Genomic DNA, 15,004 nt, shown 5'->3' with positions numbered 1-15,004 from the left:
TGGACGCGGGCCACCCGTCGGGTTACTTGGGCAGGCCGGCGCGGATCACGAGGGCGTCGTGGTCGGTGTACGTCGCGGGCTCGAGTTCCAGGGTGGGCGAGGAGAGGGTGCCGTAGGCGTGCTGGATGCCGGGGGCCTGGGTGGCGGCGGCGTCGGTCAGGGTCCAGTGGCCCTCGGGGGCGCAGGAGGCGTGGCGGTTGACGTCGCCGGCGAAGATCGTCGGGCGGCCGCGGGAGGCGAGCACCTTGCCCAGCTCGGCGCACTGGGTGGAGTTGGCGGTGCCGGGCGCCTCGCCGTCGGTGGACAGGTGGCTGGTGCACACATCAACGCCGCGGGCGGTCGTCACGCAGATCCAGCGCCGCTGCTCCACCCCGCTGAACACCGAGTACGGCTCGTCCTGCGACGCCTTGATCGCCTCCTTGGTCAGCACGGCGTTGCCGAACTCGCCGCGCCCGCCCGGCGTCTTGCAGGCCAGCGGGCCGCCGTTGTAGACGACCGTGGCGAAGCGGTAGTGGTAGCCGGTGCGCCGGGCGATCTCGGCCACGTCGCCGCTGCACGCCTCGTTGAGGGTGACCGCGTTGACGTCGTTGGCCTGGATGCGCTCGACCACCTCGTCGAGGACCTTCGGGTACTGGGTGCGGGCGAAGCAGCCGGCGTACCCGCTGTCGCAGATGTTCATCTGCAGCAGCGAGTACGGCGGGCGCGCGTCCTGCACGTTCCCGGGCTGCGCCATGGCGGTGGCGGGGGACAGCAGCAGTCCGGCGGCCGTCAGACCGCCGAGCATCAGGGTACGCAGACGCGTCAGGGAGAATCGGATCACGCCGCAATTGTGGTCGTGCCGGAATCCGACCCGAAAGGGTGCTCGAAAAGAGTTCACCCCCCTCTCATGCGGCCGTCACCGAGCTTGTGGGCGTTCAGGCGAGCCACCCGCCGGACGTCCGTCCACGTCAGGGCCGCAGGAGCGTGGATGGACTACGGGGGGTAACCGCTCGTGTGTCAGTGGATATGCGTCCGGCAGGACGCGCTCCGAGGGCCCGCACTGAGTTACGGAGGGTTATACGGCGCCGGCCTCTCCGAAGAGACACTGTCGGCGAATCGGGTTGGGTGCAGCGCTTCGGTAGGGACTGGTCGCCCAGCCCACAGGCCCCGCGCAGGAGAGCTGCGCCTCATTTCCGTGACTCATGATGATGGGGGTAGGGAACGCCGGTGTTGATCAGGGCGAGGAGGCGGTCGAGAAGGCCGGCGTCTGCGGGGGTCTGCTCGCTGGCCCAGGCGATGGCGTTGGTGAGCATGAGGAGGTCGGCGATGTCGAGCTGCGCGGGGGCGTTGCCGTGGTGTTGGGCGCGGCCGAGCAGGGCGGTTCCGGTGGCGTGGATCGCCTGGTGACAGGCGGCCAGGGCGGTGCTGGTCTCCGTGGTGGGCTGGGCGATCATCTCGGTCGCGACCAGGCCCCGCATGGCAGTCGCGTGGCGGGCGATGGCGCGTAGCCAGATGCGCAGCGCCTCGTCGGGCGACGGATGCTCCAGCAGTTCACGGCCTTGGGCGCAGAGGACCTCGACGTCGCCACCGATGATCGCAACCAGGAGGGCGTGGACATTAGGAAAGTGGCGGTAGAGGGTGCCGGGTCCGACGCCCGCCCGCTGGGCGATCTTGTTGAGCGAGGCATGGGGGCCTTGTTCGTCGAACTCGGCCCGTGCCGCCTGGAGAAGCCGGTCGCGGTTGTCGCGGGCGTCGGCACGCTGTGGGCGGCGACCGTCCCCAGGACTGCTCTTCATGGGTGCCCCCGGGTTGATAAGCGGAGAAGTTCTCCGTACTCTAGCCGAACCTGAGCGGAGAACCTCTCCGCATATGAGGGGAGCGGCAGGATGAGAATCGGGTTGGCAGTTGGCGATCTGCGGGGACCGGTGACGGCCGGCGAGCTCGCCCGCCAGGTCCGCGGTGCCGCCGAACGCGGGCTGAGCAGTGTGTGGGCGTCCCAGGCGTTCGGTTGGGACGCCCTGACCGCCTTGGCCGTGGCTGGTGTCCAGGCTCCGGAGATCGAGCTGGGGACGGCGGTCGTGCCCGTCCCGCAGCGCCACCCTCTCGTCCTGGCGGGCCAGGCGCTGAGCGTCCAGGCGGCCACGGGCAACCGGCTCGCCCTGGGCATCGGGGCAGGGATCTCGACGATGGTCACCAACATGTACGGCCTGCCCGCCGATCGCCCTGCCGCCCGGATGCGCGAGTACCTGTCAGTCCTGCGTCCGCTGCTGCGCGGCGAGGCGGTCTCCCACCAAGGCGAGACCCTGACAGCCGCAGGCCAGGTGGCTGTTGCGGGTACGACACCGCCACCGGTACTGCTGGCCGCCCTGGCTCCCATGATGCTGCGCCTGGCAGGAGAGCTGGCCGACGGAACCGTGACCTGGATGACCGGCCCCCGGACCCTGGCCGACCACATCGTGCCCTCGATCACCAAGGCCGCCGAGGGCGCGAGCCGCCCGTCGCCGCGCGTGGTCGCCGGGCTGCTGGTCAGCGTGACCAACGACGAGCACGGTGTTCGCGGGCGGATCGCCGAACAGTTCGGTCTGGCCGGCCAGGTTCCTGAGTACCGGGCGGTCCTGGATCGAGAACGGGCCGCCGGTCCCCAGGACGTCGTCATCGTTGGAGATGAGACCCAGGTGGAACGCCAACTGCGACGGCTTCATGACGCAGGCGTGACCGACTTCTTCGCCGCGCCCTTCGGCAGCCAAGAGGAACAGGACCGCACCATCGAAGTGATCGCGGCCCTGGCCCGAACCAAGCGCCATCAGAGCTGACCCAGTAAGGCTCGCGAACACGCCTGGCTGCGCTCATGTGCCTGACGTCGACCAGGTGCTCGGCCGGCAGCAGCCCGCGCTCGGCCAACTCCTGTGAACGAGGGGCAGGGGAGCCGGCCTGCGTGAGTCCGGCGGGCAGGGAAGCTCAGGCGTCGCGCTGGGCGCGGGCGCGCCAGAGAAGGTAGACGAAGTACGGGGTGCCGATCAGGGCGGTGACCAGGCCGGCCGGCACCTGGGCCGGGGCGATGACCGTACGTCCCAGCGTGTCGGCCAGGCTCACCAGCAGCGCGCCGAGCAGGGCGGCCACCGGCAGCACCCGCACGTGGTGCGCCCCCACCAGGGCACGGGCGGCGTGCGGGGCCACCAGGCCGACGAAGCCGACCACCCCCACCGCCGACACCGCCGCCGCGGCGAGCAGCACGGCGCAGCCCAGCGCGGCCAGCCGTACCGGCTCCAGGGGGACGCCGAGGATGCGCGGCGTGTCCTCGTCCAGGGAGAGCAGGTCGAGGTCGCGGCGCAGCCACGCCAGCAGCGGCACGGTGACCACGAGCGCGAGCGCGACGGGGACCAGCTGCTCCGGCACCCGGCCGTACGTGGAGCCCGACAGCCAGGTCAGCGCCTTGGCGGTGTTCCACGGGTCGGACAGCACGATGATCAGCACGGTTCCGGCGGTACAGGCCGCCTGCACGGCGACGCCGATCAGCACCAGCCGGTCGGAGCTCAGCCCGCCCCGCCACGACAGCCCGTACACCACGGCGAACGTGACCAGCGCGCCCGCGCCCGCCGCCGCGGACATCGTCCAGATGCCGGCCAGCGGCGCCAGGGTGAGCAGCGAGATCGCCCCGACGCCCGCGCCCGCGGTGACGCCCAGCATGCCGGGCTCGGCGAGCGGGTTGCGGCACACGGCCTGCACTGCCGCACCGGCCACGGCCAGCGCGGTGCCGGCCAGGACGGCCGCCATGACGCGCGGCCAGCGCTGGTCGAGGACGAACGTCAGCGCCCGCCCGCTGCGCCCCTGCAGCCAGTTGACCACGTCACCGGTGAGCAGCCACCTGTCCCCGCCCAGCATGCCGAGGACCAGCGCCCCCGCCAGCAGGGCCGCGCAGACGGCGACCACGGCGGTGAACGCGGCCCGCGACCGCGTCGCACCCGTACGGACCGCCGGAGGACGGCGGGTCGGGCCCGCGTCGCGGTAGCGGCGGGCCAGCCAGATCATCACCGCCGCGCCGAGCACGGTGGTCACCACGCCCGGCGGCACCTCCACCCCGGCCTGCGCGCCCAGCAGAGCGCGCAGCGCGATGTCGGAGCCCAGCACGACCAGCACCCCGGCGAGCCCGGACATCGGCACCAGGACCCGGTGCCGGTGCAGCCCGGGAATGGACCGGGGCAGCAGCCGAACGATCACCGGCGCGCACAGCCCGACGAACCCGATCGGCCCCGCGACGGTCACCGCGGCGGCCGACAGCAGCACGGCCAGCAGGGTGAGCCACAAGCGCAGCCGGCGCACCTTCACGCCGAGCACCGTGGCGGTGTCGTCGCCCAGGCCGAGGATGTCCAGGCGCGGCCCGGCCAGCACCGCCGCCGCCAGCGCCACGGCGATCACCGGGCCCATCTGGGTGACCGCGTTCAGGTCGCTCTGCACGAGCGAGCCGCTGCCCCAGGCGAACAGCCCGGTCGTCTCCTGCTCGAAAAGGATCATGAACAGGTTCGTCAGCGAGCTGAGCGCCAGGGCGGTGGCCGAGCCGGCCAGGATCAGCCGGGTCGTCCCCGTACGCCCGCCCGCCGACAGCGCCAGCACCAGGGCCGCGGCGGCCAGCCCGCCGAGCAGCGCGAGCCCGCCCGACAACGCCACCGGCAGGGTCAGCCCGAACGCGGCCGCGGCGGCGGCCGCCAGGTACGCCCCGGCGCTGACGGCCAGCGTGTCGGGGGAGGCCATCGCGTTGCGGGCGACCGCCTGCAGCAGCGCTCCCGCCGCGCCCAGCGCGACGCCGACGCACACCCCGGCCAGCAGCCGGGGCAGCCGCGAGGCGAGCAGCACGCGGGCGGCCTCGTCGCTGCCGCCGAACGGCAGCGCCAGCAGGTCGAACGCGCCGACCGACGAGGTGCCCTGCGTCACGTGCACGGCGGCCACCAGGACGGTGGCGGCCAGCGCCAGGAGGAAGACCCCGGCGGTGCCCAGCCGCCGCAGCGGCGTGGCGGGCGGCGCCCCGGGAGACGCGGGGGTCAGGACGTCCGTGCTCACCCCGCGTACGCCTTGACCAGGGCGTCGGCGTACTGGCGGCTGGACAGGGGGCCGCCGAAGGTCCAGATGCCGTTGGGCAGCTTGGTGACCTGCCCCTTCTCCACGAACGGCAGCGACTTCCAGATGGCGTTGCCGGCCAGCCCGTCGGCGAAGACGTCGTCGCCGTCGGAGGCGTTGTAGAAGAAGCGGATCGCGGGGTCCTTGAGCGTGGTCAGGCCCTCGACGTCGGTGTTGCCGAGGCCCCACATCTCGTCGACCTTGCCCGTCCAGGCGTTCTTCAGGCCGAGTTCGGTCGCGACGTCGGAGACGAGCGAGCCCTTGCCGAACAGCCGGATCGAGATCGTGCTGCCCTGCTTCCACCCGTCGGCCATGACGAACGGGCTGCCGGCGGCGCCCGCCGCGGCGATCTTCTGCTTGCCCTCGGCCAGCGCCGCGTCGAACTCGGCCAGCACCTTGCCGGCCTCCGCGGTCTTGCCGAGCGCGGTCGCGATCATGTTGAGGTCCTCGCGCATGCGCGCGAGGTTGCCGGTCGCGTCGCTGCCCTCGGTCACCAGCACCGGCACGAACGACTCCAGCTGCGTGACCAGCGCGGAGTCGCGCACGGCCTCCATGACGACCAGGTCGGGCTGCAGGGCGCTGATGGAGTCGACGCTGGGCTCCTGCCGGTTGCCGACGTCCTTCACGGACGGGTCGAGCTTGACGGAGGTGTTCCAGACGCCGTACCCCGCCACGTCGGCCGCGCCCACCGGCATGACGCCGAGGGAGGCCACCATCTCGGTCTCGGCCCACTCCAGGGTGACGACCCTGGTGGCCGGGCGGTCGAGCGTGATCTGCTTGCCGCGGCTGTCGGTCACGGTCACGGGGGCGGCCGACGGCGTCGTGCCGCCGGAGGGAGCCTGCTCGGCCACCGGGGCCTCGGTCGTGCCGCAGGCGGCGAGGAGGACGATGGCGGCCAGGGCCGTCAGGGCGCTGCGCATGGTGGTTCCTGTCATGTCGTCGCGGGGGCGGTTCTGCTGTGGCGGCCGATCGGCCGGGTGGTCACGGCCCCGGTGCCGGGGTCGTGGCTGATCTCGATGCGGATGCCGTAGGTGTCGCTGAGCAGGCTCTCGGTGAGCACCTGCGCGGGCGGGCCGTCGGCGCGGACCCGCCCCTCGTGCAGCAGCACGACGTGGTCGGCGATCTCGGCGGCCTGGTTGAGGTCGTGCAGGACGACGCCGATCGCCACGCCGTGCCCGTCGGCCAGGTCGCGGACGAGCTCCAGCAGCTCCACCTGGTAACGCAGGTCGAGGAACGTGGTGGGCTCGTCCAGGAGCAGGACGCCGGTGTCCTGCGCCAGGCAGGTGGCCAGCCAGACGCGCTGCAGCTCGCCGCCCGACAGCTCGTCCACCGGCCGGTCGGCCATCGGCGTCACGCCGGTCAGCTCCATCGCCCTGGTGACGGCCGCCGCGCCGCCGGGGTCGGCGGCCCGCCAGCGCCGCCGGTAGGGGTGGCGGCCGTACCCGACGACGTCCGACACCCGCACGCCGCCCGGCGTGGGGCGGCTCTGCGCGAGCAGGGTCACCCGCCGGGCGAAGTCGCGCGCCGTCAGCTGCAGCGCGTCGGTGCCGTCGCCCAGCGTCACGGTGCCGCCGTCGGGGTGGTGCAGCCTGGCCAGCGCGCGCAGCAGCGTGGACTTGCCGCTGCCGTTCGGGCCCACCAGGGCGGTCACGTGGCCCGGGCGCAACGTGATGCGTCCGTCCTCGACCACGGGGGTGCCGTGATAGCTGAGGCGCAGCTCCGCGCCGCGGAGGGCGATCTCCTCGGTCATGGGCCTTAGGTTAGCCTAACCTTTCCTGAAATATTACTCCAGGTCGTCTTATGTCAGAGATGACACGAGGGCGGCGCGCTCGGCGGCCTGCCGGCGGACGGCGACTCCGAGCGGCGCCGGCTGATCGAGGCGGGGAGATCGCGGACGTCGTCCAGCGCCATGTTGTCAGATGACTTGGCGACTCGTACGATGACATGCGACTTGTCCGACTTCACTGCTGGGATCCGCCATGGCCTCCGACCGCATCCGCCACGTCTCGCTCTCCTCCGTCAGCCTTCCGCTCGACGTCCCCGTCAGTGACGCCAAGGTGCTGACAGGGCGGCAGAAGCCGATGACGGAGATCGCCTTCCTCTTCGCCGAGATCTCCACGGAGGACGGCCACGAGGGCGTCGGCTTCAGCTACTCCAAGCGGGCGGGCGGCCCGGCCCAGTACGCCCACGCCAAGGAGGTCGGTGAGAACCTCCTCGGCCAGGACCCGTCCGACATCGGCAAGGTGTACGACACGCTGCTGTGGGCGGGCGCCTCGGTGGGCCGCTCCGGGGTGGCCACCCAGGCGCTGGCCGCGATCGACATCGCCCTGTGGGACCTGAAGGCCAAGCGCGCCGGGCTGCCGCTGGCCAAGCTGCTCGGCGCCTACCGCGACTCCGTCCGGACGTACAACACCTCCGGGGGCTTCCTGCACGCGCCGATCGAGGAGGTCAAGGAGCGTGCGGCGAAGTCGCTGGCGGACGGGATCGGCGGCATCAAGATCAAGGTGGGCCAGCCGGACATGAAGGAGGACCTGCGCCGCCTGGCCGCCGTGCGCGAGCACATCGGTGCGGACACGCCGTTGATGGTGGACGCCAACCAGCAGTGGGACCGGCCGGCCGCTCTCCGCTTCGGCCGCGCGGTGGAGGAGCTCGGCCTGGTGTGGATCGAGGAGCCCCTCGACGCGTACGACGCCGAGGGGCACGCCCAGCTCGCCGCCGCGCTCGACACCCCGGTCGCGACAGGGGAGATGCTCTCCAGCGTCGCCGAGCACGTCCGGCTCATCGAGGCCCGCGCCGCCGACATCATCCAGCCCGACGCCCCGCGCGTCGGAGGCATCACCCCGTTCCTGCGCCTGGCAACCCTCGCCGACCACGCGGGCCTGCAGCTGGCCCCGCACTTCGCCATGGAGATCCACCTCCACCTGGCCGCCGCCTACCCGCGCGAGCCCTGGGTCGAGCACTTCGAGTGGCTCAACCCGCTGTTCAACGAGCGGCTGGAGACCCGCGACGGCCGCATGGTCGTCCCGGACCGGCCGGGGCTCGGGTTCACGCTGAGCGAGCAGTGCCGCAAGTGGGCCGTGGACGGCGTCGAGTTCGGGAAGGCCTGACGGCGTGGGCGACCGCGTCAGGTCGGTACGCCTCGGCCACTACGCCGTGCCACTGGACCAGGCCGTCAGCGACGCCAAGGTCGCGACGGGCAGGCAGCGGCCGCTGACCCAGATCGACGTCCTCACCTGTGAGATCGTCACGGACGACGGCCTGACCGGGCTCGGGTTCTCCTACACGACGCGGGCCGGGTGCCGGGCGCAGTTCGCGCACGCCAAGGAGATCGCGGAGAACCTCCTGGGCGAGGACCCGTCCGACATCGGGCGCCTCTACGACCGGCTGTTGTGGGCCGGCGCGTCGGTGGGCAGGTCGGGAGCGGCCACGCAGGCCATCGCGGCCGCCGACACCGCGCTCTGGGACGTCAAGGCCAGGCGCGCCGGGCTGCCGCTGGCCAAGCTGCTCGGCGCCCACCGCGACGCGGTGCGGGTCTACAACACCTCCGGCGGCTACCTCCAGGCGCCGATCGAGGAGGTCAAGGAGCGCGCCGCCGCGTCGCTGGCCGACGGGATCGGCGGCATCAAGATCAAGGTCGGGCAGCCGGACATGCGGGAGGATTCGCGCCGGCTGGCGGCCGTGCGTGAGCACATCGGTGCGGACACGCCGTTGATGGTGGACGCCAACCAGCAGTGGGACCGGCAGGCCGCGCTGCGTTTCGGGCGGGCGGTGGAGGAGCTCGGCCTGGTGTGGATCGAGGAGCCGCTGGACGCGTACGACGCCGAGGGGCACGCCCAGCTCGCCGCCGCGCTCGACACCCCGATCGCGACAGGGGAGATGCTGACCGGTGTCCCCGACCTCGTCCGCCTCATCGACCTGCGCGCGGTCGGTTTCCTGCAGCCCGACGTGCCGCGCGTCGGCGGCATCACCCCCTATCTCAAGGTCGCCGCGCTGGCCGACCACGCCCATCTGCAGGTCACGCCGCACTTCGTGATGGAGATCCACGTGCACCTGGCCGCCGCCTACCCGCGTGACTCCTGGGTCGAGCACATCGAGTGGCTCTCTCCGCTGTTCGAGGAGCGGCTGCGGATCGACGGCGGCCGCATGCTCGTCCCCGACCGGCCCGGTCTCGGGCTCACGCTCAGCGAACGCCGCCACGAGTGGCTCGTGGACGACGTCGCGTTCGGGACGGCCGAGTAGATTGTCAGCCGTGCCGCCCGATCACCAGCCCCGCTCAGGGGAGAAGCTCGACCGCGACACCGGGCGCGGGCTCGCCCACGAGCTGGTCGAGCGGCTCAAGGCGCGCATCCTGGCCGGCGAGATCCAGCCGGGCCAGAAGCTGCCGACCGAATCCTCGCTCATCCAGGAGTTCGGCGTGAGCCGCACGGTGGTGCGCGAGGCCGTCTCGCGGCTCCAGGCGGCGGGGCTGGTCGAGACGTTCCAGGGGCGCGGCTCGTTCGTGCTGGACGTGCCCGCCTCGACGGCCTTCTCCGTCGAGGCGTCCCGCGTCCGCACCCACCGCGACGTCCTCGACATGATCGAGTTCCGTATCGGCGTCGAGTCGGAGGCCGCCGGGCTGGCCGCGGAGCGGCGTACGGACCTGCAGCTGAAAGCCGTCGAGCGGGCGCTGGTCGACCTCGGGCGCTCCGGCGAGCAGCCGGGGCACGCGGTCGAGGCCGACTTCGCGTTCCACCTCAAGATCGCGCTCGCGTCGGGCAACCGGTTCTACTCCGACCTGCTCTCCTCGCTCGGCCCCATGATGATCATGCTGCCGCGTACCCGCCTGGAGCACGTCTACACCGTCTCCGACGCCACCCACCTCACGCGGGTGACGCTGGAGCACGAGAACATCTACCGCGCCATCGCCGACCGCGACGCCGCCGCCGCGCGAGCCGCGATGCGGCTGCACCTGTCCAACTCGCGCGCGCGGCTGCAGGCCCCCTGACCGCTACCAGCGGGCGGTGTTGGGCGTGAAGCCGGGGACGATCGAGCGCATGTACGCCGTGTCCTCGCGGCCGCGCTGGCCGCAGGTCACGTACTGCTCGTGCAGGGCGGCGAGCGCGTCCTCGTCCAGCTCGACCCCGAGCCCCGGCGTGGAGGGCACGGCCACACCGCCGTCGCGGAACTCCAGCACCCCCGGCCTCACGACGTCCTCCGTCTTCCACGGGTAGTGGGTGTCGCAGGCGTAGGTGAGGTTGGGGGTGGCCGCGGCCAGGTGGGTCATCGCCGCGAGGCTGACCCCCAGGTGCGAGTTGGAGTGCATCGACAGCCCCATCCCGAACGTCTCGCAGATGCCGCCCAGCAGCGCCGAACGCCGCAGCCCGCCCCACAGGTGGTGGTCCGACAGGACGACCTGCACGGCGTCGGCGGCCACGGCCGGCTTGAGGTGCTCGAAGGCGATGACGCACATGTTCGTGGCCAGCGGCAGATCGGTGTGCCGGGAGACCTCGGCCATGCCCTCGATGCCCGGCGTCGGGTCCTCCAGGTACTCGAGGACGCCCGACAGCCGCCCGGCCACCTCGATCGAGGTCGCCACCGTCCAGGCGCCGTTCGGGTCGATGCGCAGCCGGTGACCGGGGAACGCGGCGGCGAGCGCCTCGACGGTCTCGATCTCGTGGCGGGGCTCGTACACGCCGCCCTTGAGCTTGATCGCCGTGAAGCCGTACTCGTCGACCATGCGGCGGGCCTGGGCCACCATCTGCTCGGGCGTGCGGCCCTCGCCCCACGTGTCCTCGCCGTACCCGGGGTGGCCGGCCCACTTGTAGAACAGGTACGCCGAGTACGGCACCCGCTCGCGCACGGCGCCGCCCAGCAAGTCGCTCACCGGCCGCCCGAGCGCCTTGCCCTGCAGGTCGAGCAGGGCCACCTCGAACGGCGAAGCCACGGTGTCGACCGCGCTGGAGACCTCCAGCATGCCGCCGAAGCTCGCACCCGCCCCGCCCGTGGACGCGCCGAGCACCTCCGTCACGACGCGGCGCAGGCCGTACAGATCGAACACGTCCGCGCCGGGCAGCGCCGCGGCCACCGCGCCGAGCCGGTCGAGGTGCGCCTGGTCGGCGTAGGTCTCCCCGAGCCCCACCAGCCCCTCGTCGGTGTGCACCTGGACGATCGCCCGCAGCACGTACGGCTGGTGCACGCCCACGACGTTGAGCAGCGGCGGGTCGCGGAAGGCGACCGGGGTCACGGTGACCCGGCTGACCCGGCCCGCGACCGGCGCGCTCACCTGGCGGCCTTCACGGTGAGCACCGGCACCTCGGCCTCCATGAGGATCCGCTGCGCCGCGCTGCCCAGGACGAACTTGCCGACCAGCGACCGGTGCCGCAGCCCGATGACGATGAGGCTCGCGCCGGTCTCCTCCACCAGCCGGTCGAACGTCTCCGGCAGGTCGTCGTCGTGCAGTGGCTGGCGTACCTCGGCCTCGACGCCGGCCTCCTTGGCGCGGCGGAGCAGCTCGTCGCGGGCCGCCTCGCCGACCATGTGCTCGTCGACGGGGGCGCCCCGGCGCGGTGAGTTCACGATGATCACGCGTTCGCCGCGCAGCGCGCCCTCGCGCAGGCCCGCCTCCACGGCGGCCTCGCCCTCGGGCGTCGGCAGGTAGCCGACGAGGATGGTCATGGGGTCTTCTCCTCCACACGATCGGAGTCGCCGGGAACGGCGGCCGGTTTCTTGCGGGGCAGCGCCTTGCGGATCAGCGGCCAGGCCGCCACGATCACGACCACGGCCAGCACGGTGCCCGAGATGGGACGGGTGAGGAACCCGGCCGGGTCGCCGCCGAAGATGAGCAGCGACTGCCGTGCCGAGCTCTCGATCATCGAGCCCAGCACGAACGCCAGCACGAGCGGCCCCGGCTCGAACCCGAACTTCTTCATCAGGTAGCCGAGCACGCCGAACCCGATGACCAGGAAGATGTCGTAGACCTGGTTGCGCACCGTGTACGCGCCCAGCAGCGTGATCAGCACCGTGATCGGCGCCAGGATGGCCGGGCGTACCCGCAGGATCCGCACGAACACGCCGACCATCGGGATGCTCATGATCAGCAGCAGGATGTTGCCGATGTACATCGAGTTGATGACGCCCCAGAACACGTCGGGGTGCTCGGTGACGAGCTGCGGCCCCGGCTGGATGCCCTGGATGAGCAGCGCGCCGAAGATCAGGGCCATCGTCGCGTTCGCCGGGATGCCGAGCGTCAGCAACGGGATGAACGACGAGGTGGCCGCGGCGTTGTTGGCGGTCTCAGGAGCGGCCACGCCCTCGACGGCGCCGCGCCCGAAGCGCTCGGGCTGTTTGGCGCGGCGCTTCTCCACCGCGTACGCCGCCAGCGACGACAGCACCGCGCCGCCGCCGGGCAGCACGCCCAGCAGGAAGCCGATGAGCGAACCGCGCCCGATGGCGCCCTTCGCCTGGCCGAGATCCTTGCGCGAGGGCCACACGTTGCCGACCTTCGCGGGGGAGTGCACCTGGTTGTGCCGCTCCTCGATGTTGTAGAGGATCTCGCTCAGGCCGAACAGGCCCATCGCGATCGGGATGAAGTCGATGCCCTCGGCCAGGTTCAGGCTGTCGAAGGTGAAGCGCTCGGCGCCGGTGAACGTGTCGCGGCCCACCGTCGCGATCAGCAGACCGACGCAGGCGGCGATGACGGCCTTGAGCCGGTTGCCGTTGCCGATCGCCGAGACCAGCAGCACACCGAGGATGCCGAGCGCCGCGTACTCCGGTGGGCCGAAGTCGAGCGCGAAGCCGGCGACGACCGGGGCCAGCACCGTCAGCCCGATGATCGAGACCGTGCCGCCGACGAACGAGCCGATGGCGGCGATGCCCAGCGCGGTGCCCGCCCGGCCCTGCCTGGCCAGCGCGAACCCGTCGAAGACGGTGACCACCGAGGACGCCTCGCCCGGCAGGCGCAGCAGCACCGAGGTGATGGTCCCGCCGTACTGGGCGCCGTAGAAGATGCCCGCCAGCATGATGATCGCCGAGACGGGGTCGATGCCGTACGTGATCGGCAGCAGGATGGCGATCGTCGCGCCGGGCCCGAGGCCGGGCAGCACGCCGATGAGCATGCCGATGATGACGCCGACGAGGCAGTAGAGGAGGTTCGTGGGCTCCAACACGACGCCGAAGCCATTGAGGATCGGGGAGATGTCCATGCGACTTTCTCAGATGAGGCGTGGGAGCGGGATCTGCAGCAGCAGAACGAAGATCACGTAGAACGCCGCCACGGCGCCGATGCTGATCACGATGGACGACCGCCACGACTCCTTGCCCAGCCAGCGCAGCCACACGAACGTCAGCAGCAGCGAGGGGATCTCGAAGCCGATCACCGGCAGCAGCGCGGCGAGCGCCACGAGCGTCACCAGGGCGACCGCGGTGAGCAGGCTCGACTTCGAGAAGCGTTCGGTGTCCTCCAGCCTGCGGCCGGTCACGAGGAGCACCACGGACAGAACGACGATGACGACGCTGATGGCGAACGGCCACAGACCCGGGCCGGGCTGGGTGAGCCGCCCCAGCCCGAGGGCGTAGGAGCCGGTCGCCGCGAGGACGCCGACGACGAGCGCCACCAGGGCCGCCGCGGCCTGGGAGATCGGGCCGGCGTGCGGCGGGCGCGCCTCCTCCATCTCGGCGTGGAGCCGTTCGACCTCCTCCTGGAGGCCGGCGTCCGCGACGCCGGACGGCGTGGGGTCGGGCTGAGACATGCTCACTCCTCGATCAGCCGGTCAGGCTGATGCCGAACTCGTTCAGCTGCTCTTTGTACGTGGCCGTGTCGCTCTGCAGCGCCTTGAGGACCTCCTCGGGGGAGATCTCCATCGGGGTGAGCGAGTTCTGCTCGTTGAACTGCTTGTACTCCGGCGTCGCGAACGTCTTCTTGGCCGCGTCCAGCAGGCGTGTCTTGACGTTCTCCGGGGTGCCCTTCGGCGCGGTCAGGAACCGGTACTGCGTCACCTGGACCTCGTAGCCCTGCTCCTTGGCCGTCTTGACGTCCGGCAGGTACGGGATGCGCTCGGCGGAGAAGACGGCGAGCGGGACGAGCTTGCCGGCCTTGATGTTCTCGATGCCCTCGCCGATCTGCATGGTCGAGACGTCGACCTGGTTGCCCAGCAGCGCGGTCAGCGCCGGGGCGCCGCCGTCGAACGGCACCGCCGTGGACTCGATCCCGGCGCTCTTGAACGTCAGGGCCGAGGCGAGCTGGGCGCCGGTGCCGACGCCGGTGGTGCCGTACCGGATGGTCTTGCCGGCCTTCTTCAGGTCGTCGATCGACTTGTAGCCGGACTCGGCGCTGGTGGCCATGACGTAGTCGTCACGGGAGATGCCGGTGATGACGTCGAAGTCCTCGATCTTCGTGGCCTCCTCGGGCGAGACCGTGAGAGGCGTGATGGTGAAGAGCGAGGCGTTCTGCACCGCGATCTTGTAGCCGTCGGGCTTGGCGGCCTGCAGTTCCTTGGCGTTGAGCGCGCCGTTGGCGCCCGGCTTGTTGATGACCGGGGCGGAGACGCCCAGCTCCTTGCCGATGCCCTGGGCCAGGGCCCGGGTGATCAGGTCGGTGGAGCCGCCGGCGGACGCGCCGACGCTGAACTCGATGTTGCCCGTCGGATACTCGCCGTCGCCGCCGCCGGAGGAGGTCGTCTTGACACCACCGCACGCGGTCAGCGTGATCGCGGCGGTGGCGCCGAGCACGCCCATGAGGACGCGGCGGGGGATGGTCCGGTATCTCGGCATGGGACTACTCCTTCGTGCGGGGGCGGCGCCACCCGGGACTGTCATGGAGCGGACAGGGGGTCGCGTCAGGTTACGGCAAGGTTTCCGCTCTGTAGTCTCCGGAGACTAGGTACCAGGCTCGATGCCTGTCCAGGCTCATTTCGGTATCGAGTGATACAGTCTGCGC

Annotated in this window: 14 protein-coding genes; 4 read left to right on the top strand and 10 right to left on the bottom strand. The window is 71.7% G+C overall.

Annotation, left to right across the window (positions count from 1 at the left end; all coding sequences use genetic code 11):
• Positions 1-22: 22 nt before the first annotated feature.
• Both E1286_RS13765 and E1286_RS13760 read right to left on the bottom strand, forming a co-directional pair.
• Positions 23-820: an endonuclease/exonuclease/phosphatase family protein gene (locus E1286_RS13765; RefSeq protein ID WP_132612375.1), complete on the bottom strand. Its 798-nt coding sequence runs from the start codon at positions 818-820 to the stop codon at positions 23-25.
• Positions 821-1,166: 346 nt separating this feature from the next.
• Positions 1,167-1,775 carry a TetR/AcrR family transcriptional regulator gene (locus E1286_RS13760; RefSeq protein ID WP_132612373.1) on the bottom strand — a complete coding sequence of 203 codons (609 nt, stop codon included), beginning with the start codon at positions 1,773-1,775 and terminating at the stop codon, positions 1,167-1,169.
• Between the two features lie 90 nt (positions 1,776-1,865).
• Here E1286_RS13760 and E1286_RS13755 point away from each other — a divergent pair, with 90 nt between their 5' ends.
• Positions 1,866-2,792: a TIGR03564 family F420-dependent LLM class oxidoreductase gene (locus tag E1286_RS13755; protein WP_132612371.1), complete on the top strand. Its 927-nt coding sequence runs from the start codon at positions 1,866-1,868 to the stop codon at positions 2,790-2,792.
• 145 nt (positions 2,793-2,937) lie between these two features.
• Here E1286_RS13755 and E1286_RS13750 read toward each other — a convergent pair whose 3' ends face one another.
• The 3 genes from E1286_RS13750 to E1286_RS13740 are packed head-to-tail and all read right to left on the bottom strand — an operon-like array spanning position 2,938 to position 6,841.
• Positions 2,938-5,034 (bottom strand): iron ABC transporter permease, encoded by a 2,097-nt coding sequence (locus E1286_RS13750; protein WP_132612369.1) that lies wholly within the window; start codon positions 5,032-5,034, stop codon positions 2,938-2,940.
• Positions 5,031-6,011, bottom strand: a complete 981-nt coding sequence (locus tag E1286_RS13745) for an ABC transporter substrate-binding protein (protein WP_132612367.1) — start codon at positions 6,009-6,011, stop codon at positions 5,031-5,033. The genes E1286_RS13750 and E1286_RS13745 overlap by 4 nt, the downstream gene beginning before the upstream one ends.
• 11 nt (positions 6,012-6,022) lie before the next feature.
• A complete protein-coding gene (locus tag E1286_RS13740; RefSeq protein WP_132612365.1) occupies positions 6,023-6,841 on the bottom strand; it encodes an ABC transporter ATP-binding protein in 819 nt (272 codons plus the stop codon).
• A 229-nt stretch (positions 6,842-7,070) separates the two neighbouring features.
• On the opposite strand from E1286_RS13740, the gene E1286_RS13735 reads away from it, so the two are divergent.
• The 3 genes from E1286_RS13735 to E1286_RS13725 are packed head-to-tail and all read left to right on the top strand — an operon-like array spanning position 7,071 to position 10,075.
• Entirely contained in the window at positions 7,071-8,198 is a 1,128-nt protein-coding gene (locus tag E1286_RS13735) for an L-talarate/galactarate dehydratase (protein WP_132612363.1), read from the top strand.
• A gap of 4 nt (positions 8,199-8,202) precedes the next feature.
• Positions 8,203-9,330 (top strand): L-talarate/galactarate dehydratase, encoded by a 1,128-nt coding sequence (locus E1286_RS13730; RefSeq protein WP_132612361.1) that lies wholly within the window; start codon positions 8,203-8,205, stop codon positions 9,328-9,330.
• Between the two features lie 10 nt (positions 9,331-9,340).
• Entirely contained in the window at positions 9,341-10,075 is a 735-nt protein-coding gene (locus E1286_RS13725) for a FadR/GntR family transcriptional regulator (protein WP_132612359.1), read from the top strand.
• A 3-nt stretch (positions 10,076-10,078) separates the two neighbouring features.
• Here the strand turns inward: E1286_RS13725 and E1286_RS13720 are convergent, their stop codons facing one another.
• From E1286_RS13720 to E1286_RS13700, 5 genes are read right to left on the bottom strand one after another with little or no spacing between them, the layout of a single operon-like run.
• Complete coding sequence (locus E1286_RS13720) at positions 10,079-11,353, bottom strand: glucarate dehydratase family protein (RefSeq protein ID WP_132612357.1); 1,275 nt, start codon at positions 11,351-11,353, stop codon at positions 10,079-10,081.
• On the bottom strand, positions 11,350-11,745 hold the full coding sequence (locus E1286_RS13715) for a universal stress protein (RefSeq protein ID WP_132612355.1): 396 nt from the start codon (positions 11,743-11,745) through the stop codon (positions 11,350-11,352). The genes E1286_RS13720 and E1286_RS13715 overlap by 4 nt, the downstream gene beginning before the upstream one ends.
• Positions 11,742-13,271 carry a tripartite tricarboxylate transporter permease gene (locus tag E1286_RS13710; RefSeq protein WP_132612353.1) on the bottom strand — a complete coding sequence of 510 codons (1,530 nt, stop codon included), beginning with the start codon at positions 13,269-13,271 and terminating at the stop codon, positions 11,742-11,744. The genes E1286_RS13715 and E1286_RS13710 overlap by 4 nt, the downstream gene beginning before the upstream one ends.
• A gap of 9 nt (positions 13,272-13,280) precedes the next feature.
• A complete protein-coding gene (locus tag E1286_RS13705) occupies positions 13,281-13,817 on the bottom strand; it encodes a tripartite tricarboxylate transporter TctB family protein (RefSeq protein ID WP_132612351.1) in 537 nt (178 codons plus the stop codon).
• 13 nt (positions 13,818-13,830) lie between these two features.
• Positions 13,831-14,838, bottom strand: a complete 1,008-nt coding sequence (locus E1286_RS13700) for a tripartite tricarboxylate transporter substrate binding protein (protein ID WP_132612349.1) — start codon at positions 14,836-14,838, stop codon at positions 13,831-13,833.
• Positions 14,839-15,004: the final 166 nt, after the last annotated feature.

The organism is Nonomuraea terrae, assembly GCF_004348995.1.
Classification (GTDB): Bacteria; Actinomycetota; Actinomycetes; order Streptosporangiales; family Streptosporangiaceae; genus Nonomuraea; species Nonomuraea terrae.
This window is presented reverse-complemented; position numbering and strand designations above follow the sequence as displayed.